21 protein-coding genes are annotated in these 24144 nt (G+C 57.0%); 15 read left to right on the forward strand and 6 right to left on the reverse strand.

The features are described from left to right. Window positions 1-29 precede the first annotated feature (29 nt). Window positions 30-500 (reverse strand): transcriptional regulator ArgR, encoded by a 471-nt coding sequence (gene argR, locus ABLU86_RS21960; protein ID WP_015369474.1) that lies wholly within the window; start codon window positions 498-500, stop codon window positions 30-32. 415 nt (window positions 501-915) lie between these two features. Here argR and mdh point away from each other — a divergent pair, with 415 nt between their 5' ends. The 10 genes from mdh (at window position 916) to ABLU86_RS22010 (ending at window position 11048) form a co-directional block, all read left to right on the forward strand. After that, on the forward strand, window positions 916-1854 hold the full coding sequence (gene mdh, locus ABLU86_RS21965) for a malate dehydrogenase (RefSeq protein ID WP_015369475.1): 939 nt from the start codon (window positions 916-918) through the stop codon (window positions 1852-1854). A 131-nt stretch (window positions 1855-1985) separates the two neighbouring features. Then, on the forward strand, window positions 1986-2615 hold the full coding sequence (locus ABLU86_RS21970) for a GntR family transcriptional regulator (protein WP_015703622.1): 630 nt from the start codon (window positions 1986-1988) through the stop codon (window positions 2613-2615). After that, entirely contained in the window at window positions 2602-3267 is a 666-nt protein-coding gene (locus ABLU86_RS21975) for a GntR family transcriptional regulator (protein ID WP_015703621.1), read from the forward strand. Before ABLU86_RS21970 ends, ABLU86_RS21975 begins: the two co-directional genes overlap by 14 nt. A 211-nt stretch (window positions 3268-3478) precedes the next feature. After that, complete coding sequence (locus ABLU86_RS21980; RefSeq protein ID WP_045362603.1) at window positions 3479-4747, forward strand: SLC13 family permease; 1269 nt, start codon at window positions 3479-3481, stop codon at window positions 4745-4747. Window positions 4748-4779: 32 nt separating this feature from the next. After that, window positions 4780-5679 (forward strand): L(+)-tartrate dehydratase subunit alpha, encoded by a 900-nt coding sequence (ttdA, locus tag ABLU86_RS21985; RefSeq protein ID WP_042895788.1) that lies wholly within the window; start codon window positions 4780-4782, stop codon window positions 5677-5679. Further along, window positions 5679-6296, forward strand: coding sequence for a L(+)-tartrate dehydratase subunit beta (gene ttdB / locus ABLU86_RS21990; protein WP_015703618.1), 618 nt, complete (start codon window positions 5679-5681; stop codon window positions 6294-6296). Before ttdA ends, ttdB begins: the two co-directional genes overlap by 1 nt. A gap of 142 nt (window positions 6297-6438) precedes the next feature. Continuing rightward, on the forward strand, window positions 6439-6687 hold the full coding sequence (locus ABLU86_RS21995; RefSeq protein WP_015703617.1) for an oxaloacetate decarboxylase subunit gamma: 249 nt from the start codon (window positions 6439-6441) through the stop codon (window positions 6685-6687). Window positions 6688-6702: 15 nt separating this feature from the next. Further along, window positions 6703-8496 carry a sodium-extruding oxaloacetate decarboxylase subunit alpha gene (oadA, locus tag ABLU86_RS22000; RefSeq protein WP_348817001.1) on the forward strand — a complete coding sequence of 598 codons (1794 nt, stop codon included), beginning with the start codon at window positions 6703-6705 and terminating at the stop codon, window positions 8494-8496. 15 nt (window positions 8497-8511) lie between these two features. After that, a complete protein-coding gene (locus ABLU86_RS22005) occupies window positions 8512-9813 on the forward strand; it encodes an oxaloacetate decarboxylase subunit beta (RefSeq protein ID WP_020079636.1) in 1302 nt (433 codons plus the stop codon). A 536-nt stretch (window positions 9814-10349) separates the two neighbouring features. Further along, window positions 10350-11048 carry a hypothetical protein gene (locus tag ABLU86_RS22010; protein WP_348796368.1) on the forward strand — a complete coding sequence of 233 codons (699 nt, stop codon included), beginning with the start codon at window positions 10350-10352 and terminating at the stop codon, window positions 11046-11048. 28 nt (window positions 11049-11076) lie between these two features. Here ABLU86_RS22010 and degS read toward each other — a convergent pair whose 3' ends face one another. The 3 genes from degS to zapG form a co-directional block, all read right to left on the reverse strand. Beyond that, a complete protein-coding gene (gene degS / locus ABLU86_RS22015) occupies window positions 11077-12135 on the reverse strand; it encodes an outer membrane-stress sensor serine endopeptidase DegS (RefSeq protein ID WP_015703614.1) in 1059 nt (352 codons plus the stop codon). Window positions 12136-12222: 87 nt separating this feature from the next. Beyond that, window positions 12223-13590 carry a serine endoprotease DegQ gene (gene degQ / locus ABLU86_RS22020; RefSeq protein ID WP_015369479.1) on the reverse strand — a complete coding sequence of 456 codons (1368 nt, stop codon included), beginning with the start codon at window positions 13588-13590 and terminating at the stop codon, window positions 12223-12225. Window positions 13591-13763: 173 nt separating this feature from the next. Next, window positions 13764-14162, reverse strand: coding sequence for a Z-ring associated protein ZapG (zapG, locus tag ABLU86_RS22025; RefSeq protein ID WP_015369480.1), 399 nt, complete (start codon window positions 14160-14162; stop codon window positions 13764-13766). Window positions 14163-14352: 190 nt separating this feature from the next. Between zapG and zapE the strand changes: the two genes are divergently transcribed. The 5 genes from zapE (at window position 14353) to sspB (ending at window position 18016) form a co-directional block, all read left to right on the forward strand. Next, the gene (gene zapE, locus ABLU86_RS22030) at window positions 14353-15483 is read left to right on the forward strand and encodes a cell division protein ZapE (RefSeq protein WP_015703612.1); all 1131 of its coding nucleotides are present in this window, start codon (window positions 14353-14355) and stop codon (window positions 15481-15483) included. Between the two features lie 247 nt (window positions 15484-15730). Further along, entirely contained in the window at window positions 15731-16159 is a 429-nt protein-coding gene (rplM, locus tag ABLU86_RS22035) for a 50S ribosomal protein L13 (RefSeq protein ID WP_002918559.1), read from the forward strand. A 15-nt stretch (window positions 16160-16174) separates the two neighbouring features. Then, a complete protein-coding gene (gene rpsI, locus ABLU86_RS22040) occupies window positions 16175-16567 on the forward strand; it encodes a 30S ribosomal protein S9 (RefSeq protein ID WP_000829818.1) in 393 nt (130 codons plus the stop codon). A gap of 309 nt (window positions 16568-16876) precedes the next feature. Next, a complete protein-coding gene (gene sspA / locus ABLU86_RS22045) occupies window positions 16877-17515 on the forward strand; it encodes a stringent starvation protein SspA (protein WP_015369483.1) in 639 nt (212 codons plus the stop codon). Between the two features lie 3 nt (window positions 17516-17518). Then, window positions 17519-18016 (forward strand): ClpXP protease specificity-enhancing factor, encoded by a 498-nt coding sequence (gene sspB, locus ABLU86_RS22050; protein WP_015369484.1) that lies wholly within the window; start codon window positions 17519-17521, stop codon window positions 18014-18016. 116 nt (window positions 18017-18132) lie between these two features. Here sspB and gltD read toward each other — a convergent pair whose 3' ends face one another. Both gltD and gltB read right to left on the reverse strand, forming a co-directional pair. Then, window positions 18133-19551, reverse strand: a complete 1419-nt coding sequence (gltD, locus tag ABLU86_RS22055; protein ID WP_015369485.1) for a glutamate synthase subunit GltD — start codon at window positions 19549-19551, stop codon at window positions 18133-18135. A 9-nt stretch (window positions 19552-19560) separates the two neighbouring features. Further along, window positions 19561-24021, reverse strand: coding sequence for a glutamate synthase large subunit (gltB, locus tag ABLU86_RS22060; protein ID WP_015703611.1), 4461 nt, complete (start codon window positions 24019-24021; stop codon window positions 19561-19563). Window positions 24022-24144: the final 123 nt, after the last annotated feature.

Below are 24144 nucleotides of genomic sequence, written 5' to 3' on the forward strand. Positions count from 1 at the left end.
CCCTCTGGCAGGAACCAGAGGGGGAGCGCTTAGAGTTCCTGTTCGAACAGGACCAGAATCGCGTCGTAGAGATCTTTAACGGAAAAACCGCGGGCAGGGGTGGTAAAGATAGTGTCATCACCCGCGATACTACCCAGAATACCTTCGGCTTTGCCTAAGGAATCCAGCAGGCGTGCGATTAGCTGCGCCGCGCCGGGGCTGGTGTGAATCACCACCACCGCATCGTTATAATCGATGTCCAGCACCAGATTTTTCAGCGGGCTGGAGGTCGTCGGCACGCCGAGTTCGGCAGGCAAACAGTAGACCATTTCCATTTTGGCGTTACGCGTGCGAACGGCGCCAAACTTTGTCAGCATGCGGGAAACTTTCGATTGGTTGATGTTCTCGAAACCTTCTTCCTGCAGCGCCTGAACGATTTCGCCTTGCGAGCTGAATTTTTCTTCTTTAAGCAGCGATTTAAACGCTTTAACCAGTTCTTCTTGTTTTGCCGAACTACGCATAAGTCACCCAGATTATGGTGGTAAAAACAACATCATTATGCATACAAGTGCATTTTTATGCAAATAATCCGCAAAGGAATAGCGTAAATAATGTTATGAAAGGCGCATATTTTAGCAAATAACCCTGATGAGGAACATGCCTGCATCACAGCGGGTAAATTGCTGTAAAAGTGAAATAAATGTTATGAAATTGATATTGTTTTGCCGAGTGAGCTGGGTGTATTGTAACCAATAGTCGATCCGGTACTACGGCTTTGCTGGATGGCCAGTCTCAGGAAGAAAAATGCGAATTTGCTGCATCATTGCGCGTACCCCGCATTCTTCAGCCATAATTATTGTAATTGTTCATCTTGTGAATTAAGGTCCAGGCGACGGAATAACGAAAGACTATATTAACCATAATAAGGAGTTTAGGATGAAAGTTGCAGTCCTCGGCGCCGCTGGTGGAATCGGCCAGGCGCTTGCCCTACTACTTAAGACCCAACTGCCTTCAGGTTCAGAGCTCTCGTTGTACGACATCGCTCCGGTTACGCCGGGCGTGGCGGTAGATCTAAGTCATATTCCCACAGATGTAAAAATCAAAGGTTTCTCCGGTGAAGATGCCACCCCGGCGCTGGAAGGCGCTGATGTGGTGCTGATTTCCGCCGGCGTCGCGCGTAAGCCCGGCATGGATCGTTCCGACTTATTTAATGTTAATGCCGGTATCGTTAAAAACCTGGTGCAGCAGATCGCAAAAACCTGTCCGCAGGCCTGCATCGGTATTATCACCAACCCGGTAAATACCACCGTCGCTATCGCCGCCGAAGTGCTGAAAAAAGCCGGTGTGTACGATAAAAACAAACTGTTTGGCGTTACCACCCTCGATATCATTCGTTCTAATACTTTTGTCGCCGAGCTGAAAGGCAAGTCGGCAACAGAGGTTGAAGTTCCGGTCATTGGCGGCCACTCTGGCGTCACTATTCTGCCTTTACTGTCGCAGATCCCTGGCGTCAGCTTTAGTGAGCAGGAAGTCGCGGATCTCACCAAACGTATTCAAAACGCCGGGACGGAAGTCGTGGAAGCGAAAGCGGGCGGCGGATCGGCGACGCTGTCGATGGGCCAGGCCGCTGCGCGTTTCGGGCTCTCACTGGTGCGTGCAATGCAGGGTGAAAAAGGCGTGGTTGAATGTGCCTATGTCGAAGGTGACGGCCAGTATGCCCGTTTCTTCTCGCAGCCGCTGCTGTTGGGCAAAAATGGCGTGGAAGAGCGCCAGTCCATCGGTAAACTTAGCGCTTTTGAACAGCAGGCGCTGGAAGGCATGCTGGATACGCTGAAGAAAGATATCGCCCTCGGCGAAGATTTCGTGAATAAGTAATGTCTACTTAGCAGAAAAGCCGGAACCGTCGTTCCGGCTTTTTTATCGCCTCATATCCCTGCCGAATGCGCCGCCTGGCGGCTAAATCTGCTAAAATCCCCGCGTCTTAAGCCCTAAGCAATGAGGACGTTGTGAAAAAGATCGAACGAAAGCAGACCAGGGACCACATTACGCAAATCATTCGCTATCAAATTCTGTCCGGAGCGATGAAAGCGGGAGATGAGCTGGCGCAGGAGAGTATTGCCGAGCAGCTAGGGCTTTCACGTATGCCGGTTAGAGAAGCGTTGCAGTCCCTTGAACAAGAGGGCTTTCTGGTGCGCTTGCCTAACCGCCATATGCAGGTATCAAAACTGGTGCCTGATGATGTTAGCCAAATTTTTCGCGTGATCGCGGTGATGGCTGCCGAATTGTTCACTCTGGTGCCGGCAAACCAGGGGGAATTGCTGCTCGGGCGCGCACAAGCGCTGGCGCAGCCTGGCGACAAAACTCGCGAACTGGAATTTCATCAGTTGCTGATTTCCTATCTTGATAACCGCTATCTGGCGAAGGCTTATCAGCAATTTTTGGATGGATATATCTCTTATGTCATCCTGTATCTGAAAGACGATAGCCAGGAATCGGCACTGATACTACATGAACTGGCCGGAGCCATTAGCCGCGGCGATGCGGGCAATATTGCTCAGGCAACACAGCGTTATTTCCTCATGCTTGCGGAAATTATGCGTCAACATATGAAGGATTGGGAAAGTGCAGAAGCCTAAATTAGGGAAAATTAAGCTTCTTTCGGCGAAAGAGCAGGTCGCGGCGGTATTACGCAAAGCGATTCTTTCGCGGGATTTAGTGGAAGGGCAGGAGATAACTCTCGAAGGCATTGCCCGTATGGTCGGCGTTTCCAGCATGCCGGTACGCGAAGCGTTTCAGATTTTAGCCGCCGATGGCCTGATTAAAGTCCGCCCCAATAAAGGCGCGGTGGTGTTGGGGATCAACGAGCAGACGATCCGCGAGCATTATGAAATTCGCGCGCTGCTGGAAAGCGAGGCGGTGGCGAAAGCCTCCCGTCCCGGCACGGATATTTCGCGCATTGCCCAGGTACACTACTCAGCGGAAAAAGCGCTGGCCGATAATAACTTCACTGAATATTCCGACCTGAACCAGGCTTTCCATATGGAGATCTGGAACGCCGCAGGCAACGAAAAAATGAAGATGCTGCTTTGTAATATGTGGAACGGACTGTCGATGGGGTACAAGGTGACCGAAGCGGAGTATGCCGCTATCTCCATCCACGAACATAAAGAGATTTTACAGGCACTTGAGCAGCATAATGAAGAGCTGGCGCGCCAGCGTATGCGCAAGCATATTATCCGCTCGATGGAGAACATGTTAACGCGCTACCTTCCTGATACTACCGTGTAACGCCAATTGCCTGTGGAGCAACTGCAGGCTTTTTCTTATTGATCATCGTTATTAATCACTTCTTGTGACGATCTGCGCAGGATCTTGATGCAGATCGCACTGCGCGATCTTTCCTCAAAAACGCATTGACTTACTTTTTGCATGGGAATAATTTCTCCCTCGTCAATATTGGATACAATATCATATATCATTGATAGGGATAATTATAAGTATGGAACCGATTACCATCACCTTATGTTTGCTGGTGTTCGCTATCGTCATGTTCGTCTGGGAGAAGGTGCCTTTGGCAGTGACTTCCATGGTGGTCTGCGTGGCGTTAGTACTCACCGGCGTGTTGGATCTAAAACAAGCTTTTGCTGGTTTTATCGACTCCAACGTCATTCTTTTTGTCGCCATGTTCGTCGTCGGCGGGGCGTTATTTGAAACCGGGATGGCCAATAAAGTCGGCGGGGTGATCACTCACTTTGCCAAAACCGAAAAACAGCTGATTTTCACCATCATGGTGGTGGTCGGCGTGATGTCGGGCTTTCTTTCCAACACCGGTACGGCGGCGGTGCTGATCCCGGTGGTGATTGGCGTCGCGGCGAAATCGGGTTTTGCCCGCTCTCGTTTACTGATGCCGCTGGTATTTGCCGCCGCCCTCGGCGGCAACCTGTCGTTGATTGGCGCGCCCGGCAACCTGATCGCGCAATCGGCGTTACAGAATATCGGTAGCGGCTTTGGCTTTTTTGAGTATGCGAAAGTGGGTTTACCGATGCTGCTCTGCGGCATCCTCTATTTCCTGACAATTGGCTATAAATTTCTGCCTGCTACCGGGAATAGCGACGAAGTCGGCGGCGTCGGCGAACAGCGTGATTACAGCGACGTTCCGCGCTGGAAACAGATCCTGTCGCTGGTGGTGCTGATCGCCACGATCCTCGGCATGATTTTTGAGAAACAGACCGGCATTAGCCTGACGGTTGCAGGCTGTATCGGTGCGTTGGTACTGGTGTTTACCGGCGTGCTGACGGAAAAGCAGGCTTACAAAGCGATTGATTCACAAACTATTTTCATTTTTGGCGGCACGCTGGCGCTGGCAAAAGCGCTGGAAATGACCGGCGCGGGCAAGCTGGTTGCCGATCATGTCATCGGCATGCTGGGCCAGAACTCTTCCCCGTTCATGTTGATGGTGGTGGTCTTTGTACTGTCCGTCATCATGACCAACTTTATGTCCAATACCGCTACCGTCGCGCTACTGGTACCGGTGAGTTTGTCGATAGCGGCCGGTATGGGCGCCGATCCGCAAGCGGTCCTGATGGCGACCGTTATCGGCAGTTCCTGCGCCTACGCGACGCCGATCGGTATGCCCGCCAACATGATGGTGCTCTCGGCCGGCGGCTATAAGTTTGTCGATTACGCCAAATCCGGCCTCCCTCTGATTATTGTTTCGACCATTGTCAGCCTCGTACTGCTGCCAATTCTTTTCCCTTTTCACCCGTAATTTACGGACGCTGTTCTGACTAAGGAGCCTTTATGAGCAAAAGCGAACAGATATCCCGAATGACCGATATTATGGCCAAATTCGTGGGATATACCGGCAAAGTATTGCCTGATGACGTCACTGCAAAACTGAAAGAGTTGCATAAAAAAGAGACCAGCCAGCTGGCTGACGTCATCTTTACCACCATGGTTGAAAACCAGCGTCTGGCCAAAGAGCTGGATCGTCCCTCCTGCCAGGACACCGGCGTGATTCAGTTTTTGGTTGAGTGCGGCGCCAACTTCCCGCTGATTGGCGAACTGGAAGCGCTGCTGCGCGAATCGGTGATTAAAGCCACCGTGGATTCTCCGCTGCGCCATAACAGCGTGGAGACCTTTGACGAATACAACACCGGTAAAAACGTGGGTAAAGGTACGCCGACGGTATTCTGGGAGATAGTCCCCGATTCCGACCAGTGCAGCATTTACACCTATATGGCCGGCGGCGGCTGCTCGCTACCGGGTAAAGCGATGGTACTAATGCCGGGCGCCGGTTACGAAGGCGTTACCCGTTTCGTACTGGATGTGATGACCAGCTATGGCCTGAACGCCTGTCCGCCGTTGTTGGTTGGCATTGGCGTCGCGACCTCCGTTGAAACCGCGGCGCTGCTGTCGAAGAAAGCGCTGATGCGCCCGGTGGGGTCGCGTAATGAGAATGAACGCGCGGCATCGCTGGAGAAAATGCTCGAAGACGGCATCAACAAAATTGGCCTTGGCCCGCAGGGGATGTCCGGTAACACCTCCGTGATGGGCGTCAATATCGAAAACACCGCGCGCCATCCTTCCACCATCGGCGTGGCGGTCAACGTTGGCTGCTGGTCGCACCGCAAAGGACATATCGTTTTCGATAAAGATTTGAATTACACCATTACGTCTCACACAGGAGTGGCTTTCTGATGACTAAAAAAATACTCACTACGCCAATTAAAGATGAAGATTTAGCTGATATTAAAGCGGGCGATATTATTTATCTCAATGGTCATATTGTTACCTGTCGTGATGTAGCTCACCGTCGTTTAATTGAAGGCGGTCGTGAATTACCGGTCAACGTTGCCGGCGGCGCGATATTACATGCCGGGCCCATTGTGCGGCCGATTAAAGGTACGGAAGATAAATTTGAAATGGTCTCCGTTGGGCCAACCACCAGTATGCGCATGGAGAAATTTGAAAAAGAATTTATTGCTAAGACCGGTGTGAAATTAATCGTTGGCAAAGGCGGTATGGGTAAGGGGACCGAAGAGGGCTGTGCCGAACATAAAGCGCTGCATTGCGTCTTCCCGGCCGGCTGCGCGGTGGTTGCCGCGGTCTGTGTGGAAGAAATTGAAGACGCCCAGTGGCGTGATTTGGGTATGCCGGAAACCTTATGGGTTTGCCGGGTGAAAGAATTCGGCCCACTTATTGTGTCGATCGATACCCACGGAAATAATCTTTTTGAGCAGAATAAGGTGATATTTAATCAGCGCAAAGAGATTGTCGCCGATGAAATCTGTCAGCACGTAAGCTTTATTAAATAATGCCCTGTTAAATATATTGCGCAGTAATGGCGAGAATTAATTTCCGCGATAAAGAGGCTTCTGACTATGTGGTCTGGGGAAATCCACTCGGCTATCGCGGTTGTTCATCACGCCATTATTGCGCTCCTCCAAAGGCTATTTTATGACTGATGCCGTTCTGTTAGGCGAAGGCTTCACCCTGATGTTCCTCGGCATGGGCTTCGTGCTGGCGTTTCTGCTGCTGCTCATTTTCGCCATCCGGGGAATGTCTCTCGCCGTTACCCGTCTGTTCCCTGAGCCGCCTGCCGCGCCCAAACCGGCGCCTGCGGCCGTCGCGCCCGCTGACGACTTCGCCCGTTTAAAGCCGGCGATTGTCGCCGCCATTCACCACCATCGCCGCCTTAATTCTTAATTCACGGAGGAATTCATGACCGTTGCCATTACCGATGTCGTCCTGCGCGACGCCCACCAGTCCCTGTTCGCCACCCGTCTGCGTCTCGACGATATGCTGCCCGTTGCGGCTGCGCTCGACGACGTCGGCTACCGCTCCCTCGAATGCTGGGGCGGCGCCACCTTTGACGCCTGCATCCGCTTCCTCGGCGAGGACCCGTGGGTCCGCCTGCGCGAGCTGAAAAAAGCGATGCCGAAAACTCCGCTGCAGATGCTGCTGCGCGGCCAGAACCTGCTCGGCTACCGCCACTACGCCGATGACGTGGTGGAGCGCTTTGTCGAGCGCGCCGTCAAAAACGGCATGGACGTCTTCCGCGTCTTTGATGCCATGAACGACCCGCGCAACATGCAGGCCGCCCTGCAGGCGGTCCGCCGCCACGGCGCCCACGCCCAGGGCACCCTCAGCTACACCACCAGCCCGGCGCACACCCTGCAGACCTGGCTCGACCTCACCGAACAACTGCTGGAGACCGGCGTCGACTCCATCGCCATCAAGGACATGTCCGGCATCCTCACCCCGCATGCCGCCTTTGAGCTGGTCAGCGAAATCAAAAAACGCTATGACGTCACCCTGCATCTGCACTGCCACGCCACCACCGGCATGGCGGAGATGGCGCTGCTGAAGGCCATTGAAGCCGGCGTCGACGGCGTCGATACCGCCATCTCCTCGATGAGCGCCACCTATGGCCACCCGGCCACCGAAGCGCTGGTGGCCACCCTCGCCGGCACGCCGTACGACGCAGGCCTCGATATCCACAAGCTGGAGAGCATCGCCGCGTACTTCCGCGAGGTGCGCAAAAAATACCACGCCTTCGAAGGCCAGCTGAAAGGCACCGACAGCCGCATCCTGGTCGCCCAGGTGCCGGGCGGCATGCTCACCAACCTCGAAGGCCAGCTGAAGCAGCAGAGCGCCGCCCACCGTCTGGATGAGGTACTGGCGGAAATCCCCCGCGTGCGCGAGGACCTCGGCTTCATCCCGCTGGTGACCCCGACCTCGCAGATTGTCGGCACCCAGGCGGTGCTCAACGTGCTGGGCGGCGAGCGCTACAAAACCATTGCGAAGGAGACCGCCGGTATTCTGAAAGGCGAATACGGTCACACCCCGGCGCCGGTTAACGCCGCACTGCAGGCGCGGGTGCTCGACGGCGCTGACGCCGTCACCTGCCGCCCGGCCGACCTGCTGAAGCCGGAGCTGGCGGAGCTTGAAGCCGACGTCAAAAGCCAGGCGCAGGAAAAGGGCATCACGCTTGCCGAAAACGCCATCGACGACGTGCTCACCGTGGCGCTGTTCCCGCAAATCGGCCTGAAGTTCCTCGAAAACCGCCACAACCCGGCGGCCTTTGAGCCGGTGCCGCAGGTGGAAGAAGCCACCTCTGCCGCGCCGGCAAAAGCCGCCGCTTCCGGTATCTACACCGTCGAAGTGGAAGGCAAAGCCTTCGTGGTCAAGGTCAGCGACGGCGGCGACGTCAGCCAGCTGACGACGGCCACGCCGTCTTCCGCACCGGTTCAGGCTGCCGCCCCGACTGGCGCCGGCACCCCGGTGACCGCGCCGCTGGCCGGCACCCCGGTGACCGCGCCGCTGGCGGGCACCATCTGGAAGGTGCTGGCCAGCGAAGGCCAGGCGGTGGCGGAAGGCGAGGTGCTGCTGATTCTGGAAGCCATGAAGATGGAAACCGAAATCCGCGCCGCGCAGGCCGGTACCGTACGCGGTATCGCAGTGAAATCCGGCGATGCGGTGGCGGTCGGCGACACCCTGCTGCAGCTGGCGTAAGGACGAGGAGCGCAAATGGAAAGTCTGAACGCCCTGATTCAGGGCATGGGGCTGATGCATCTGCAGGCCGGCCAGGCGGCGATGCTGCTGGTCAGCCTGCTGCTGCTGTGGCTGGCGATTGCTAAAAAGTTCGAGCCGTTACTGCTGCTGCCGATTGGCTTCGGCGGCCTGCTCTCCAATATCCCGGAGGCCGGGCTGGCGCTGAGCGCGCTGGAAAACCTGCTGGCCCACCACGACCCGGTCCAGCTGGCGGTGATTGCCGCGAAGCTCAACTGCGCGCCGGACGTCCACGCCATCAAGGAAGCGCTGGCGCTGGCCCTGCCGTCGGTACAGGGGCAGATGGAGACGCTGGCGGTGGATATGGGCTACTCCTCCGGGGTGCTGGCCATCTTCTATAAGGTGGCGATTGGCTCGGGTATCGCGCCGCTGGTGATCTTTATGGGCGTCGGGGCGATGACCGATTTCGGCCCGCTGCTGGCCAACCCGCGCACCCTGCTGCTGGGGGCGGCGGCGCAGTTCGGGATCTTCGCCACCGTGCTCGGGGCGCTGACGCTGAACTACTTCGGCTTCATCCACTTCACCCTGCCGCAGGCGGCGGCCATCGGCATCATCGGCGGCGCCGACGGCCCGACGGCTATCTACCTGTCGAGCAAGCTGGCGCCGGAGCTGCTGGGGGCCATCGCGGTGGCCGCCTACTCCTATATGGCGCTGGTGCCGCTGATCCAGCCGCCGATCATGAAGGCGCTGACCAGCGACAAAGAGCGGAAGATCCGCATGGTGCAGCTGCGTACGGTGAGCAAACGCGAGAAGATCCTCTTCCCGGCGGTGCTGTTGCTGCTGGTGGCGCTGCTGCTGCCGGACGCCGCGCCGCTGCTGGGGATGTTCTGCTTCGGCAACCTGATGCGCGAAAGCGGCGTGGTGGATCGGCTGAGCGATACGGTGCAGAACGCGCTGATCAATATCGTCACCATCTTCCTCGGACTGTCGGTGGGGGCCAAGCTGGTGGCGGACAAGTTCCTGCAGCCGCAGACGCTGGGCATCCTGCTGCTGGGGGTGATCGCCTTCTGCGTGGGCACCGCCGCCGGGGTGATCATGGCGAAGCTGATGAATGTCTTCAGTAAACACAAGATCAACCCGCTGATTGGCTCGGCCGGGGTGTCGGCGGTGCCGATGGCAGCGAGGGTGTCCAACAAGGTGGGTCTGGAAGCGGACGGGCAGAACTTCCTGCTGATGCACGCGATGGGCCCGAACGTGGCCGGGGTGATCGGCTCGGCGATCGCCGCCGGGGTGATGCTCAAGTACGTGCTGGCGATGTAAGCCGGCATCCTTCCCGGGTTGCGGCTGGCGCCTTATCCGGGCTACCAGTCCGCTCCGGTTTGTAGCCCCGGTAAGCGCAGCGCCACCGGGGAGAGGTTCCCGGATGGCGGCTTGCGCCTTATCCGGGCTACCGGTCCGCTCCGGTTTGTAGCCCCGGTAAACGCAGCGCCACCGGGGAGAGATTCCCGGATAGCGGCTTGCGCCTTATCCGGGCTACCGGTCCGCTCCGGTTTGTAGCCCCGGTAAGCGCAGCGCCACCGGGGAGAGGTTACCGGATGGCGGCTTGCGCCTTATCCGGGCTACGGGTCCGCTCCGGTTTGTAGCCCCGGTAAGCGCAGCGCCACCGGGGAGAGGTTCCCGGATGGCGGCAGGCGCCTTATCCGGGCTACCGGTCCGCTCCGGTTTGTAGCCCCGGTAAGCGCAGCGCCCCCGGGAGAGGTTCCCGGATGGCGGCAGGCGCCTTATCCGGGCGACCGGTGACCCCGTAGCCCGGCCGCGCGCCGCGCGAGCCGGGAATTTTCCCTGAGGAGGTTTTGATGAATGAAACGGTTGCATTACATCCTGCCAGCAGGTCGTCGGCAAAAGAGGGGGTCGTTGATTACGCCCTGGCGTCGCTGGAGGAGCTTGAACAACTGCATCCGGCGCTGAATCTGCTGGCGCGCCCGCCAGTCGTCCGTGGCAGCCATGATTTCTTTGTCTGTTGTTATGACGCAGGTATTCAGCATGCGCAGACCGGGGAGTCTGAAACGGTAGCGGCGTTACTGGGTTCGCTGACGCATGAGCGGCAAAGGAGCGGCCTGCTTTGCGCCGCCGCCGGGCATCTGGATGCGCTGCGCCAGCCGCTGACGCATAATCGTTTAAGCGATCTCGCCGGGCAGATGTGCGCCAGCGTGGCGCAGGCTGATAGTGAATCGCGCAGCGGTTTCTACAGCGTACGCAGTATCTCGCTGCCGGTGTATCGACGATTGTTGCGGGACAACCATTCGCACAGCGTTTGCTTACAACAGTCGCTGCTGCATTTGCTGGCCTGGAAGAGTGAATCGCCGTGGGAGCGGCAGCAGGCGCAACGGCTGCTGTGGCAGGGTGGCGTTCTTGGCGAGAGAGGGGAGTTCGCGTTACTGACGCTGGATGATGAACTGCGGGAGCGGCAGGTTCGCTGGCCATCGTTGCGGTCGTTACTGGCGGTGACCGGGTTTCTGGCCAGATTCCCGGCCGGACCGCTGTTTGTTGATTAATAGCGCTCCGATAACGGAGCGCTAATCGTTAATTTGTCGCCGGATATTCCTGTACCGCCACGTGCAGGGTGATTTTCTTATCATCACGCATGATGACCACCGGGATTTCTGAACCCGGGCGAATTTCTGCGACCTGGTCCATGGTTTCCAGCGCCGAAACCGCTGGTTTATCGTTCACCGAGATGATCACATCATTGGCGCGGATCCCGGCCTGCGCCGCTGGGCCGTCAGGTGCGACGTCATTAACGACAATCCCCTGGATCTGATCCATGCCGCCGCTCTGCGCATGCATCGGCGCGATCTCGCGGCCGCTGATCCCGATGTAACCGCGGATCACCCGGCCGTCGCGGATCAGTTTATCCATGATTTTGGTCGCCAGCTGGAACGGGATGGCAAAGCCGATCCCTTCCGGCGTTTCGCCGTCATTGCTCTTATCAAACGACAGGGTGTTAATACCCATCAATTCACCCAGCGAGTTGACCAGCGCGCCGCCGGAGTTGCCGTGGTTGATAGAGGCGTCGGTTTGCAGGAAATTCTGTCGCCCGGTGGGGTTCAGGCCGATACGACCGGTCGCGCTGATGATACCCTGGGTGATGGTTTGCCCAAGGTTATACGGGTTGCCTATCGCCAGTACCACATCGCCGATATGTGGAACGCGTTTCGGGTTAATCGGGATAACTGGCAGGCCGCCGCTGGCGTTTATTTTGAGCACCGCCAGGTCAGTCAGGGTATCGGAACCGACCAACAGGGCTTCAAATACCCGTCCATCCTGCAAGGCGATGATTATCTGATCGGCATCGTTGATGACGTGCTTGTTGGTGAGGATATATCCGCGTTGGTCCATGATAACGCCGGAGCCGAGCGTCAGCTGGTTATGGCTGGTGCTGTTCAGCGCGCGGTTATAGACGTTGACCACCGCCGGCGCGGCGCGTCTTACCGCAGCATTATAGCTGGCGGGCGATTCGTCAGCGGTATCGCTCGGCGTCGCCGACGAGAGCTGCCACTGGCGCAGCGAAGGCATCGCCGCCAGCAGGATGCCGCCGACGATTAAACCGATAAGGACTGAACGTAAAAGCTTTCCTGGCATGATGCGAATATCGTTAATTAATGGGCAGGCGCAGCATAGCATGACTTATCCGGACATCGCACGACGCGCGATGTCCGGATGCAGCCGTCAGCGTAGCAGCAGATAAATGCTTTCGTTACCGCGCAGCACATTCAGCGCGATGACGGCCGGTTTGGTTTCCAGCACTTTACGTAGCTCGGCGATGGAACGCACGCGCTGGCGGTTGAGGCCGATAATGAGATCGTCTTTATGCAGGCCAACCTGAGCCGCCGCGCTGCCTTTATCGACGTTATCGATGCTCACGCCCTTAGTGCCGTCTTTTAACTGGCCATCGCTTAGCGCCGCTCCCTGCAGGGCCGGGATAATCAGCTCGGCGCTGGCGGTGGAGGAGGTGCTCTTATCCAGCGTGACCTCGACGTCCAACGGTTTGCCGTCGCGCAGTAGCCCCAGTTTTACTTTTGTGCCAGGGGCGGTAGTGGCGATACGCGAGCGCAGCTCGGCGAAGCTGCTTAGCGGTTTGCCGTTCATGCTGACGATAACGTCGCCGGATTTAATTCCTGCTTTTGCGGAGCCTGAATTGGCCAGGACTTCGCTTACAAAGGCGCCACGCTGAGCGTTGATATTCATCGCTTTGGCGATATCCGCGCTCATTTCCATGCCTTTAATACCCAGCAGGCCGCGTTTGATTTCGCCATATTGAATAAGCTGATCGGCGAGGGTCTTCGCCATGTTGCTCGGAATGGCGAAGCCGATACCGATGCTGCCGCCGCCCGGCGCCAGAATGGCGGTATTGATGCCGATAAGCTCGCCGTTAAGATTCAGCAGCGCGCCGCCGGAGTTGCCGCGGTTAATTGAGGCATCGGTCTGAATAAAGTTTTCCAGCCCTTCGAGATTAAGGCCGCTACGGCCCAGCGCGGAGATGATGCCGGAAGTGGCGGTTTGGCCGAGGCCGAAGGGGTTGCCGACGGCAACGGCGAAATCACCGACGCGCAGCTTGTCGGAATCCGCGATGGCGATTTGCGTTAAATTGCTGGGTTTTAAAACCTGCAGCAGGGCGATATCGCTCTGTTCATCGCTGCCGACCAGTTTGGCATCGAACTCGCGGCCATCGTTCAACTGAATGCTGATTTTCTGCGCCTGGCTTATTACGTGGTTGTTGGTCAGCACGTAGCCTTTGGCGGCGTCGATAATCACCCCTGAACCGAGGCCTTCAAACGGCTGCGCCTGCTCTTGCGGCGCGTTGTCGCCGAAGTATTTTTTCAGCTCTTCCGGCATATTCTGCACCGGCGAGGCGGTGCCTTCTACCTGCACGCTGACCACCGCAGGCAATACTTTTTCCAGCATCGGCGCGAGGCTCGGTAGCGCGCCCTGGCCTGGAACCTGGGTCGGCAGTGATGCCGCCGCCGGAGGCAGGACCGACAACGATAATCCAATGCTTAACGCTAACGCACTCAACAGCAAAGTCTGTTTCTTCATTAGATGCTGGCTCTCGTAACCTGAGGTGTATGGAAAAAACGTCCGAATGATTTGATGTTATTGAATTTTCGACCGGCTAACAATGCGGTCCGTGCTTAAATTGTAGCTGGGATGCAGGGGGAAGACGGGCGCGGAAGGTGCGCCCGGTAAATATTTTTACGCAGACAGCGGGATCAGTCGCGTTTCGCGCCACCGCGCAGCAGGCCGGATGCGCCTTCAGAATAATCGCGCGGCATCTGTACCGGCGCCTGATCGTTGCTGGCTTCGGACTCCGCCAGGCGATTGCGGAACGGATTGGCGTCCGCCATCGCGTCCGGCAGCAGGCTGCTGGAGCTTTTTGCCATGTGCTGATACAGCTGACGGTAGTCATCCGCCATGTTGTCCAGCAGTTCTGCGCTGCGCGCAAAATGGCTGACCAGCTCTTCGCGATACTCTTCAAGCTCTGCTTTATTCTTTTCCAGTTCGAACTGCAGCGCTTGTTGCTGACGCAATTTGCGGTTACCAAAACGCATGGCGACGGCACCGATGATGATACCGACGACTAATCCAATTAGCGCGTATTCCCAGGTCATGAACATCTCCCGTTGTTTTGTGGTTCCGTAGGGTGGCTGTTAGGCTCTCCGCCTGCGCCCGATAGTGCCACTATAACCGCTAATTCCACAGAAGTGGAATCCTGGCGTATCATCGCGTAGTGTAGAACCGCCTTTTTTTCGTCAATCGTGGGCCACGGCGCCACGGTTTTCAAGGAATAACAATAAGATCATGCAAAGCCTGTCCCCAACATCGCGTTACCTTTTAGCTCTCAAAGAGGGCAGCCATCAACCAGACGACGTGCAACAAGAAGCGGTCAGCCGCCTCGATACCATCTATCGTGAACTGCAGGAAAAACCTGTAGCCGCAGCGCCTGCGGGCGGCGGGCTGCGGGCGAAATTCAGCAAGCTGCTTGGCAAACGCGAACCGGCGGCGGAAGCGACCGCCGTACGCGGCCTGTATATGTGGGGCGGCGTTGGGCGCGGCAAAACCTGGCTGATGGATATGTTTTATCAAAGCCTGCCGGGCGAGCGTAAACAGCGCCTGCATTTCCATCGCTTTATGCTGCGCGTACACGAAGAGTTAACCACCCTGCAGGGGCATAGCGACCCGCTGGAAATCGTTGCCGATCGCTTTAAAGCGCAAACCGATGTGTTGTGCTTCGACGAGTTTTTTGTCTCCGACATCACCGATGCCATGCTGCTCGGCGGCTTAATGAAAGCGCTGTTCTCGCGTGGGATTACGCTGGTTGCTACCTCAAACATCCCGCCGGACGAGCTCTACCGCAATGGTCTGCAGCGCGCGCGTTTCCTGCCGGCGATAGACGCCATCAAACAGCATTGCGACATTATGAACGTCGATGCGGGGATTGATTACCGCCTGCGCACATTAACCCAGGCGCATCTGTGGCTGTCGCCGCTCAATGGCGAGACCAGCCAGCAAATGGATAAACTCTGGCTGGCGCTGGCGGGAGCCAAACGCGAGCAGATGCCGACGCTGGAAATTAACCACCGGCCGCTGCCGACGTTAGGCGTGGAAAACCAGACTTTGGCGGCGTCGTTCGACACGCTGTGCGTGGATGCGCGCAGCCAGCATGATTACATCGCGCTGTCACGCCTGTTCCATACCGTGATGTTGTTCGATGTGCCGGTGATGACGACGCATCTTGAGAGCGAAGCGCGGCGCTTTATCGCGCTGGTGGATGAATTCTACGAACGTCACGTAAAACTGGTGGTTAGCGCGGCGGTGCCGCTGTATGAGATCTATCAGGGCGAACGCTTGAAGTTTGAGTTCCAGCGCTGTTTATCGCGCCTGCAGGAAATGCAAAGCGAAGAGTATCTGAAACAACCGCACATGCCCTGAATCCAGCCTTCTTCTCACATTGAGAAAAACCTGCTGCAAATCACATAAAGGGGTCGATCTTTGGCCCCTACTTCTCTATAATCTTGCGACCCCACGTTACGAGAAGGTTTTTTTTCCCGAAATCTTCTATGTGCTGGCATAGGCTATTCGAAGGGGTAGGTTTGCCGGACTTTGTCGTGTGAACCTCAACTGACTAAACGTTTGGGTGTTCACCAACGTGTAACTTATTTATTTGGGTAAGCTTTTAATGAAAACTTTTACAGCTAAACCAGAAACCGTAAAACGCGACTGGTATGTTGTTGACGCGACCGGTAAAACTCTGGGCCGTCTGGCTACTGAACTGGCTCGTCGCCTGCGCGGTAAGCACAAAGCGGAATACACTCCGCACGTTGATACTGGTGATTACATCATCGTTCTGAACGCAGAAAAAGTTGCTGTAACCGGCAACAAGCGCGAAGACAAAATGTACTACCACCACACCGGCCACATCGGTGGTATCAAAGAAGCGACCTTTGAAGAGATGATTGCCCGCCGTCCTGAGCGTGTGATTGAAATCGCGGTTAAAGGCATGCTGCCAAAAGGCCCGCTGGGTCGTGCTATGTACCGTAAACTGAAAGTTTACGCTGGTAACGAGCACAACCACGCGGCACAGCAACCGCAAGTTCTTGACATCTAATCGGGATTATAGGCAATGGCTGAAAATCAATACTACGGCACTGGTCGCCGCAAAAGTTCCGCAGCTCGCGTTTTCATCAAACCGGGCAACGGCAAAATCGTAATCAACCAGCGTTCGCTGGAACAGTACTTCGGTCGTGAAACTGCCCGCATGGTAGTTCGTCAGCCGCTGGAACTGGTCGACATGGTTGAGAAACTGGATCTGTACATCACTGTTAAAGGTGGTGGTATCTCTGGTCAGGCTGGTGCGATCCGTCACGGTATCACCCGCGCTCTGATGGAGTACGACGAGTCCCTGCGTTCTGAACTGCGTAAAGCTGGCTTCGTTACTCGTGACGCTCGTCAGGTTGAACGTAAGAAAGTCGGTCTGCGTAAAGCACGTCGTCGTCCGCAGTTCTCCAAACGTTAATTGTTTTCTGCTCACGCAGAACAATTTGCGAAAAAACCCGCTTCGGCGGGTTTTTTTATGGATAAAACGGCTGTTATCCACAAAGAAATGGTCTGTTCTTACCACTTTTTCAGCATTTCCAGAATACCCTCACCACAACGTCCGCAAAATCTGGTAAACTATCATCCAATTTTCTGCCCAAATGCTGGTGGTTGTTCATTTTTTAGTTAATCAATGAACATATCGTCGCCGTGCGAATGGGGTTTATACATCTGGCTGGCCATGCGTGGTCGGCAGCAGTAAAAATTCTGAATATACCTGGAGGTTTTCATGGCTGTCGCTGCCAACAAACGTTCGGTAATGACGCTGTTTTCTGGTCCTACTGACATCTATAGCCATCAGGTCCGCATCGTGCTGGCCGAAAAAGGTGTCAGTTTTGAGATAGAGCACGTGGAGAAGGATAACCCGCCTCAGGATCTGATTGACCTCAACCCGAATCAAAGCGTCCCGACGCTGGTGGATCGTGAGCTCACTCTGTGGGAATCCCGCATCATTATGGAATACCTGGATGAGCGTTTCCCGCATCCGCCGCTAATGCCGGTTTACCCGGTGGCGCGTGGTGAAAGCCGTCTGTACATGCAACGTATCGAGAAAGACTGGTATTCGCTGATGAATACCATCCAGACCGGTACCGCGGCCCAGGCTGATGCCGCTCGTAAGCAGCTGCGTGAAGAACTGCAGGCGATTGCGCCGGTCTTTACTCAGAAGCCTTACTTCCTGAGCGACGAATTCAGCCTGGTCGATTGCTACCTGGCTCCGCTGCTGTGGCGTTTGCCGGTTCTCGGCGTAGAACTGGTGGGTGCTGGCGCGAAAGAGCTTAAGGGCTATATGACTCGCGTCTTCGAACGTGATTCTTTCCTCGCTTCTTTAACTGAAGCCGAGCGTGAAATGCGCCTCGGCCGGGGCTAAATAATGGATGTCTCACAGCTGACGCCGCGTCGCCCGTACCTGCTGCGGGCGTTCTATGAGTGGCTGCTGGATAACCAGCTGACTCCGCACCTGGTCGTCGATGTGACGCTGCCAGGCGTTCTCGTGCCGATGGAGTACGCTCGCGACGGCCAAATCGTTCTGAATATTGCGCCGCGTGCGGTGGGCAATCTGGAACTGGCGAATGACGAAGTGCGCTTTAATGCTCGCTTCGGCGGCGTACCGCGCAACGTTTCCGTGCCGCTGGCTGCGGTACTCGCTATCTATGCCCGTGAGAACGGCGCAGGAACGATGTTTGAACCTGAAGCGGCCTATGACGAAGATGTCAGCAGCCTCAACGATGATGACGTCGTGTCTGAGAGCGAAAACGAAACGGTGATGTCGGTGATTGATGGCGATAAGCCGGATAATCACGATGACGATCCTGACGACACGCCACCGCCGCCGCGCGGTGGTCGTCCGGCGCTGCGCGTTGTGAAGTAATGCCTGACAGGCCCTCCGGGGCCTGTTTTTTTTGCTCCTGCTTAACCACGATCAAGCATAAAAAAGCCCGATAGCGTTAACCATCGGGCTTTTCTGCGTTGAGACTCAGGGTCTAATCAGACTTCAAGATAGTTGAGGATCCCGTCCGCCGCTTTACGGCCTTCGGCAATCGCCGTTACCACCAGGTCTGAGCCGCGAACGATATCGCCGCCGGCAAAGATTTTCGGGTTGCTGGTCTGGAACGCGTTGTCGCTGCCTTCCGGGGCGATGATGCGGCCCTGAGAATCCAGCTCGACGCTATGTTTCGCCAGCCATTCCATGCTGTGTGGACGGAAACCAAACGCCATCACCACCGCGTCTGCCGGCACCACGTGCTCGGAACCGGCGACGATTTCCGCGCGACGGCGGCCTTTCGCATCCGGCTGGCCCATTTCGGTGCGCGCCATTTTCACGCCGCACACTTTGCCGTTGGCATTCACTTCCACGCCCAGCGGCTGGACGTTGAACTGGAATTCGACACCCTCTTCACGCGCGTTTTTCACTTCGCGTTTGGAACCCGGCATGTTTTCTTCGTCACGACGATAGGCGCAGATAACGTGCGCCGCCCCCTGACGAACCGAGGTCCGCACGCAGTCCATCGCGGTGTCGCCGCCGCCGAGAACCACCACGCGTTTGCCTTCCATACTGACGAACGGTTCGTGCGCCGTTTCGCCAAAGCCCATGATCTGTTTGGTGTTGGCGATAAGGAACGGCAGTGCGTCATACACGCCGTTGGCATCTTCGTTTTCCAGTCCGCCGCGCATGGACTGGTAGGTGCCCACGCCCAGAAATACGGCATCGTACTCTTTCAGCAGATCGTCGAGCTGGACGTCACGGCCCACTTCGGTATTGAGCCGGAACTCAATCCCCATGCCGGTGAAGATCTCACGGCGGCGGGTCATCACCTCTTTTTCCAGCTTAAACGCCGGGATGCCGAAGGTCAGCAGACCGCCGATTTCCGGATGACGATCGAAAACGATCGCCTTTACGCCGTTACGGGTCAGCACATCCGCGCAGGCCAGGCCTGCCGGACCGGCGCCGATAATGGCGACGGTTTTACCGGTTTGCTTCACGCCGGACAAGTCCGGACGCCAGCCCATCTCAAACGCCTTATCGTTGATATAGCGTTCAATGTTGCCGATGGTCACCGCGCCGAACTCATCGTTCAGGGTACAGGAACCTTCGCACAGGCGGTCCTGCGGGCAGACACGTCCGCAGACTTCCGGCAGGGTGTTGGTCTGATGCGACAGTTCCGCCGCTTCAAAAATGCGCCCCTCGTTGGCCAGTTTCAGCCAGTTAGGGATGTAGTTGTGCACCGGACATTTCCATTCGCAGTACGGGTTGCCGCAGGAGAGGCAGCGATCTGCCTGCGCCTTGGCCTGGCCTTCTGAAAACGGCTCGTAAATTTCTACAAATTCAATTTTACGGATCTTCAGCGGTTTCTTTGGCGGATCAACGCGCTGCAGGTCGATAAATTGGTATACGTTCTGACTCATCTTAACCCCTTACTGCGCCTGCACCCGCAGCTCAGCTGCGGAACGACTACGGTGACCCAACAGTGCTTTAACATCGCTGGACTTCGGTTTAACCAGCGCAAACTTCGCCGCGAAGGCCGGCCAGTTGGCGAGGATCTCTTCGCCGCGCTGCGAACCGGTAAGCTGCACGTGTTCGGTAATTAAGCCACGCAGGTGCTCCTCATGGATAGCCAGCGTGTCCACGTCCAGAACTTCCACCAGTTCGGGGTTAACGCGTTTACGGAAGTCGCCATCTTCATCCAGGACGTAAGCAAAGCCGCCGGTCATACCTGCGCCGAAGTTCACGCCGGTTTTCCCCAGGATACAGACGATGCCGCCGGTCATGTATTCACAGCCGTTGTCGCCGATGCCTTCCACCACGGTGATGGCGCCGGAGTTACGTACCGCAAAGCGTTCGCCCGCGCGTCCTGCCGCGTACAGACGACCGCCGGTCGCGCCATACAGACAGGTGTTGCCAATGATGCTTGCTTCATGGCTACGGAAGGCGGAGCCGACCGGAGGACGAATCGACAGCAGACCGCCCGCCATGCCTTTACCCACGTAGTCGTTGGCGTCGCCGGTCAGGTGCAGCTCAACGCCGCCGGCGTTCCAGACGCCGAAGCTCTGGCCCGCGGTACCGCTAAAGTGGGCGGTGATCGGGTCGGCGGCCAGCCCCTGGTCGCCGTGAGTCTGGGCGATATAACCGGACAGCGACGCCCCAACGGAACGGTCAGTGTTGCGAATATCGAACCAGAACGTTTTGCTCTGTTTGTTATCCACATACGGCTTCGCCTGCTGCAGCAGCTGCGCGTTGAGCACGCCGTTATCGAACGGCGGGTTGCTCTCGGTGCAGTACAGCGCCTTGCCTGGCAGCGGCTCAGCGGTTTCCAGCAGTTTGCCGAGCTCCAGTTTCTGCTGTTTCGCCGTAAAGCCTTCCAGTTCTTTCAGCAGGTCGGTGCGGCCGATCAGGTCCACCAGACGCTTCACGCCCAGCTGCGCCATCAGCTCGCGGGTTTCGCGGGCGATGAATTCAAAGTAGTTGGTCACTTTGAATGGCAGGCCGTGGTAGTGGTTCTTACGCAGTTTGTCATCCTGGGTCGCCACGCCGGTGGCGCAGTTGTTCAGGTGACAGATACGCAGGTATTTACAGCCCAGCGCGACCATCGGGCCGGTGCCGAAGCCGAAGCTTTCCGCGCCAAGGATCGCCGCTTTGATGATATCGAGGCCGGTTTTCAGGCCGCCGTCTACCTGTAGGCGAATTTTATGACGCAGGCCGTTGGCGACCAGCGCCTGCTGGGTTTCCACCAGGCCAAGTTCCCACGGACAGCCGGCATATTTCACCGATGAGAGCGGGCTCGCCCCGGTGCCGCCATCGTAGCCGGCGATAGTGATTAGGTCTGCGTAGGCTTTCGCCACGCCGGTGGCGATAGTGCCGACACCCGGTTCGGAAACCAGTTTGACGGAAATCATCGCTTTCGGATTGACCTGCTTGAGGTCGAAAATCAGCTGCGCCAGATCTTCGATAGAGTAAATATCGTGGTGCGGCGGCGGGGAGATCAGCGTCACGCCAGGTACCGAATAACGCAGTTTGGCGATATAAGGCGTCACTTTGTCACCCGGCAACTGTCCGCCTTCACCGGGTTTCGCGCCCTGGGCGACTTTAATCTGGATTACGTCGGCATTCACCAGGTAGGCTGGGGTAACGCCGAACCGACCTGAAGCCACCTGCTTAATACGCGAGACTTTGTTGGTGCCGTAGCGCGCAGGGTCTTCGCCGCCTTCACCGGAGTTGGAGAAGCCGCCGATGCTGTTCATCGCTTCCGCCAGCGATTCATGCGCTTCCGGGCTCAGCGCGCCGATCGACATGGCCGCGGTATCGAAGCGTTTAAACAGCTCTTTCGCTGATTCCACTTCATTGATGCTTATGGCTTCATCGCCTGGGTTGAGCGCCAGCAGATCGCGCAGCGTGGCTGCCGGGCGTTCGTTAACCAACTTCGCGTATTCCTGATAATCACGGTATTCGCCGCTCTGAACCGCCTGCTGCAGGGTGCGAACGACGTCCGGGTTGTAGGCGTGATATTCGCCGCCGTGGACATATTTCAGCAAACCGCCCTGAGCCAGCGGTTTACGCGCCAGCCATGCGCGTTTCGACAGATTCAGCAGGTCCTGCTGGAAGTCGTCGAAACCGGCGCCGCCAATGCGGCTCACTACGCCCTGGAAGCAGAGGTCGGCCACGTCGCGATGCAGACCGACCGCTTCGAACAGCTTCGAGCAGCGGTAGGAGGCGATGGTCGAGATCCCCATCTTCGACATGATTTTGTACAGGCCTTTGTTGATGCCGTTACGGTAGTTCAGCATCACCGTACGGTATTCTTTATCGATAGCTTTGCTATCCACCAGCTTCGCCAGGGTTTCATAGGCAAGATATGGATAGATAGCCGTCGCGCCAAAGCCCAGCAGCACCGCAAAGTGGTGCGGATCGCGGGCGCTGGCGGTTTCGACGATGATGTTAGCGTCGCAGCGCAGGCTCTTATCGACGAGGCGCGTCTGGATGGCGCCAACGGCCATCGGCGCCGGTACCGGCAGACGGTCTTTCGCGATGTTGCGGTCGGACAGCACCAGCAGTACGGTGCCGTTACGTACCATCTGTTCCGCTTTATCGCACAGCGCTTTTACCGTCTCGGCCAGCGTGGTTTCGTTGGCATCAAAGGTAATATCCAGGGTGTCGGCGCGATAGTGCTCCTCTTCCATGGTGGTCAGCTGTTTAAAGTCGGAGTACAGCAGGATCGGCGATTTGAAGCTCAGGCGGTGCGCCTGGCCTTCCGCTTCGCAGAAGACGTTCATTTCACGGCCGATACTGGTAGCCAGCGACATCACGTGCGCTTCACGCAGCGGATCGATAGGCGGGTTTGTCACCTGGGCGAACTGCTGGCGGAAATAATCATAAATGATACGCGGCTGGCTGGAGAGCACGGCGAATGGGGTATCATCGCCCATCGAACCGACCGCTTCCTGGCCGTTTTCCCCAAGGACGCGCAGGACGGAGTCCAGCTCTTCAGCGCTGTAGTTAAACTGTTTCTGGTAGCTGGCGAGCGTGTCATCATCCAACTGACGGCTGCCGACTTCTTCTTCCGGCAGGTCTTCGAACGGCACCAGACGGCGGACGTTTTTCTCCATCCACTCTTTGTACGGATGGCGGCTTTTCAGATCGTTATCGGTTTCCGCCGAGTGCAGAATGCGCCCGCTGCGGGTATCGATGACCATCAGCTCGCCAGGCCCAACGCGGCCTTTTTCCATCACCTCATCAGGCTGGTAGTCCCAGATACCGACTTCAGACGCGCAGGTGATGAGTTTATCTTTGGTAATGACGTAGCGCGCCGGACGCAGACCGTTACGGTCGAGGTTACAGGCGGCGTAGCGACCGTCGGACATGACGATGCCCGCCGGGCCGTCCCACGGCTCCATATGCATGGAGTTAAAGTCGAAGAACGCGCGCAATTCCGGATCCATGTCCGGGTTATTCTGCCAGGCTGGCGGTACCAGCAGGCGCATCGCGCGGACGATATCCATCCCGCCTGCCAGCAGCAGTTCCAGCATATTATCCATCGAGCTTGAATCAGAGCCGGTTTCGTTGACGAACGGCGCGGCGTCATGCAGATCGGGGATCAGCGGAGTCTGGAATTTATAGGTACGGGCGCGGGCCCACTGGCGGTTACCGGTGATGGTATTGATTTCACCATTGTGCGCCAGATAGCGGAAAGGCTGCGCCAGCGGCCAGCGCGGCACGGTATTGGTGGAGAAGCGCTGGTGGAACAGGCAGATGGCGGATTCCAGACGCAGGTCCGCGAGGTCCAGGTAGAAGCGCGGCAAATCCGCCGGCATACATAGACCTTTATAGATATTAACCAGGTTCGACAGGCTACAAACGTAGAAATCTTTGTCTTCCTGCAGGCGCTTTTCAATGCGGCGGCGCGCGATGAACAGACGGCGTTCCATATCGCGCGGACGCCAGCCTGCCGGCGCGTTAACAAAAATTTGTTCAATACGAGGCAGCGAGGAGAGGGCGATTTCACCGAGCACGCCTTCATTGGTTGGCACATCGCGCCAGCCAACGATAGACAATGTTTCGCGTTGCAGCTCTTCTTCAACGATACGGCGCGCAGCGCTTGCCAGCTCGGGGTCTTTATTCAGGAACAGCATCCCGACGGCGTAGTTTTTGGCTAAGCGCCAGCCGCGCTCTTCCGCCACAATCCGGAAGAAACGATCGGGTTTTTGTAACAGCAGGCCGCAACCGTCGCCGGTTTTTCCATCGGCAAGGATCGCGCCGCGGTGCTGCATTCGGGCCAGTGCGTGTATAGCGGTGCGCACTACCTTGTGGCTAGGTTCGCCTTCTATGTGGGCGATCAGGCCGAAACCACAGTTATCCCGCTCAAGGGATTTGTCGTACAACATATCAGTGAACCTCCCCAGGCTCTACGGGACGCCCCCTTAATCGATTGCGCGCAAGGCACAGCAAGAGCATGGCGACGGGGTAAGGGCATCTTTGCCTACCTCGCATTCGCCCTCTTTAAATCC

It is taken from the genome of Klebsiella sp. JN_Kp121, from assembly GCF_040062145.1.
GTDB classification, from domain to species: Bacteria; Pseudomonadota; Gammaproteobacteria; order Enterobacterales; family Enterobacteriaceae; genus Klebsiella; species Klebsiella aerogenes.

Excerpts from the sequence above, each read along its gene's own strand:
- argR (WP_015369474.1), bottom strand. The coding sequence starts at position 500 with ATGCGTAGTTCGGCAAAACAAGAAGAACTGGTTAAAGCGTTTAAATCG.
- mdh (WP_015369475.1), top strand. The coding sequence starts at position 916 with ATGAAAGTTGCAGTCCTCGGCGCCGCTGGTGGAATCGGCCAGGCGCTT.
- ABLU86_RS21980 (WP_045362603.1), top strand. The coding sequence starts at position 3,479 with ATGGAACCGATTACCATCACCTTATGTTTGCTGGTGTTCGCTATCGTC.
- ttdA (WP_042895788.1), top strand. The coding sequence starts at position 4,780 with ATGAGCAAAAGCGAACAGATATCCCGAATGACCGATATTATGGCCAAA.
- ttdB (WP_015703618.1), top strand. The coding sequence starts at position 5,679 with ATGACTAAAAAAATACTCACTACGCCAATTAAAGATGAAGATTTAGCT.
- ABLU86_RS21995 (WP_015703617.1), top strand. The coding sequence starts at position 6,439 with ATGACTGATGCCGTTCTGTTAGGCGAAGGCTTCACCCTGATGTTCCTC.
- oadA (WP_348817001.1), top strand. The coding sequence starts at position 6,703 with ATGACCGTTGCCATTACCGATGTCGTCCTGCGCGACGCCCACCAGTCC.
- ABLU86_RS22005 (WP_020079636.1), top strand. The coding sequence starts at position 8,512 with ATGGAAAGTCTGAACGCCCTGATTCAGGGCATGGGGCTGATGCATCTG.
- ABLU86_RS22010 (WP_348796368.1), top strand. The coding sequence starts at position 10,350 with ATGAATGAAACGGTTGCATTACATCCTGCCAGCAGGTCGTCGGCAAAA.
- degS (WP_015703614.1), bottom strand. The coding sequence starts at position 12,135 with ATGCCAGGAAAGCTTTTACGTTCAGTCCTTATCGGTTTAATCGTCGGC.
- degQ (WP_015369479.1), bottom strand. The coding sequence starts at position 13,590 with ATGAAGAAACAGACTTTGCTGTTGAGTGCGTTAGCGTTAAGCATTGGA.
- zapG (WP_015369480.1), bottom strand. The coding sequence starts at position 14,162 with ATGACCTGGGAATACGCGCTAATTGGATTAGTCGTCGGTATCATCATC.
- zapE (WP_015703612.1), top strand. The coding sequence starts at position 14,353 with ATGCAAAGCCTGTCCCCAACATCGCGTTACCTTTTAGCTCTCAAAGAG.
- rplM (WP_002918559.1), top strand. The coding sequence starts at position 15,731 with ATGAAAACTTTTACAGCTAAACCAGAAACCGTAAAACGCGACTGGTAT.
- rpsI (WP_000829818.1), top strand. The coding sequence starts at position 16,175 with ATGGCTGAAAATCAATACTACGGCACTGGTCGCCGCAAAAGTTCCGCA.
- sspA (WP_015369483.1), top strand. The coding sequence starts at position 16,877 with ATGGCTGTCGCTGCCAACAAACGTTCGGTAATGACGCTGTTTTCTGGT.
- sspB (WP_015369484.1), top strand. The coding sequence starts at position 17,519 with ATGGATGTCTCACAGCTGACGCCGCGTCGCCCGTACCTGCTGCGGGCG.
- gltD (WP_015369485.1), bottom strand. The coding sequence starts at position 19,551 with ATGAGTCAGAACGTATACCAATTTATCGACCTGCAGCGCGTTGATCCG.
- gltB (WP_015703611.1), bottom strand. The coding sequence starts at position 24,021 with ATGTTGTACGACAAATCCCTTGAGCGGGATAACTGTGGTTTCGGCCTG.